The sequence below is a fragment of the Methylobacterium variabile genome (assembly GCF_001043975.1).
In the GTDB taxonomy this organism is placed as follows: Bacteria; Pseudomonadota; Alphaproteobacteria; order Rhizobiales; family Beijerinckiaceae; genus Methylobacterium; species Methylobacterium variabile.
The window spans coordinates 1-2,106 of sequence record NZ_LABY01000293.1 but is presented as its reverse complement, the minus strand read 5'-3'; the positions used below and the strand labels follow the sequence as shown (position 1 = coordinate 2,106).

Sequence of the window (2,106 nt, the reverse complement as noted above, 5' to 3'; positions counted from 1 at the left end):
CGCTAAGACGGGGCAGGGCGGCGCACCGCTCCTCGGCCGGACGGGCACCGGGAACGTCACCGCCGCCCTTCACCAGCAAGCCACGCCCCGACCGGGCGTGGCTTTTTTGTTGTCGCACGCCGTGTCATGGTTAACAAATTCCAGCGCGAATTTCATGGTTAACGATATACTTGCAGCTCTCGGCTGAAAACTTGCTCAAAGGCGAGTCTTTCTTGGCTGGCCCCTCTTAAGATTAATTAGCGGATAACCTTCGGCGCTTAGGGTCGAGCCATCGACGGAGCCGGCCGGCAGTGCCGGTTCCGGTCGGTGCAGGCGCAGCGGATGGCCCCCTCAGAGGGTCCAGGACATGACGTCGTATCGCTGTTCCCGGTGAAAGTCCGGAAGTGTAGAGCGCAGCAAGTCGGGCTTGGACGCGCCCTGGATCCGTCGAGACGCAGCATCCAGGGTGTCGATCACGAGCAAGATCGGAGCGGACGGCGTGCCGGAACACGGAGCCCGCGCGGTCGACCCGAAGGCATGACGCCGTTCTGCTGTACCGGTGCGAGCCCGGATCACGAGCGCCCTCATCAGTAACGTGTAACTCAGGACGACCAGCCGTGACCAGCCTGCTGACGAACAACTCCGCGATGACGGCCCTGACGACGCTCAAGGGCATCAACCAGCAACTCGACACGACCAGCAACCGCGTCTCGACCGGCCAGCGCGTCTCGAGCGCCTCCGACAACGCCGCCTACTGGTCCATCGCCACCACGGTGCGCACCGACAACGCCTCGCTGAGCGCCGTCAAGGACTCGCTGGGCCTCGGCTCGTCGGCGGTGGACACGGCCTATAACGGCCTCAACAGCATCATCTCCGACCTGCAGAACATGCGCGCCAAGCTGCAGACGGCGCTGTCGCCGGGCGTCGACCGCACGAAGGTGCAGACCGAGATCGCCGCCATCCAGTCGAAGATGAAGGCGACCGCCGACTCCTCGAACTCGAGCGGCCAGAACTGGCTCTCGGTCAACTCGGCCGCCAGCAACACCGCCTACCAAGCGACGCAGAACGTGGTGGGCGGCTTTGCCCGCTCGGCGAGCGGCACGATCACCTTCTCGCAGATCGCCGTGAACGTGCAGAGCATCAAGCTGTACGACACCAACTCCACCAGCGTGACGACGGCCGCGACCAACGGCCAGATCCTCGGCTCGACCTCGCTGACCGGCACGGCCGGCTTCGGCTCGGGCGCGGGCACCGCCGACTTCTCGGGTCCGAACGAGGTCTCGCTGACGGTGACGGTGGGCGGCCAGGCCGGCACCCTGACCCTCAACGCCGCCAGCATGCAGTCGGCGGCCAAGGACCTGAGCAAGGTCACCACCGACGAGTTCCTGGCCGCGCTCAACAACCAGATCGCCGCCTCCAGCACGCTCGGCGGCAAGGTCTCGGCCGGCCTCGACTCCGCCGGCCGGCTCACCTTCACCACCTCCGGCACCGGCACCGGCGCGACCCTCAACGTCCAGCTCGCCAACCCGTCGGCCGGCGGCAAGCGGGTGCTCGACGTCGGTTTCGGCACCGTCACCAACGGCGCGCAGTCGGCGGTCACGACCGGCACGGCCTTCAGCAACCTCGACCTGTCGACGGGCTCGAAGGTGATCGTCATCGACGACGGCGCCAACTCCAAGACCGTCACGCTGACCGCGGCGACCTACACGGCCCTGGCCACCAAGACCTCGGCGAGCAACGCCTCGGTCAACGGCGCCGACGTGGTGGCGATGATCAACACCCAGCTCGGCGCGGCGACGGCGAGCACGATCACGGCATCGTTCTCGAACGGCAAGATCACCCTGTCGAACTCGTCGCTCACGACCTCGATCGCGCTGAGCGGCGCGGACGTGGCGAGCTTCGGCTTCGGTGTCGCCACGACGAACGCGGTCGCGGCCGGCACGGCGGTGGTGCGCAGCGCGGCGGGCACGAATGCCGGCACCACCCAGGCTCAGGGCATCCTGGACACGGCGGTGGGGACCTACAACCCGCAATTCGGCGGCGGGTCGTACTCGATCGCCAACCTCGACATCTCGAAGCTGGTCGGCACGAACGGCGACACGGACCTTCAGGCGATCATCACGGCGG

The 2,106-nt window shown here is 67.0% G+C and carries 2 protein-coding genes; both read left to right on the top strand.

The window, feature by feature from the left end; genetic code table 11:
- Nucleotides 1-187: hypothetical protein (locus VQ02_RS38825; protein ID WP_209437087.1), on the top strand; the 187-nt coding region annotated here is incomplete at its 5' end.
- 409 nt (nt 188-596) lie between these two features.
- Nucleotides 597-2,106 (top strand): flagellin N-terminal helical domain-containing protein (locus VQ02_RS31215; protein ID WP_048448151.1); only part of this gene is annotated, 1,510 nt, incomplete at its 3' end.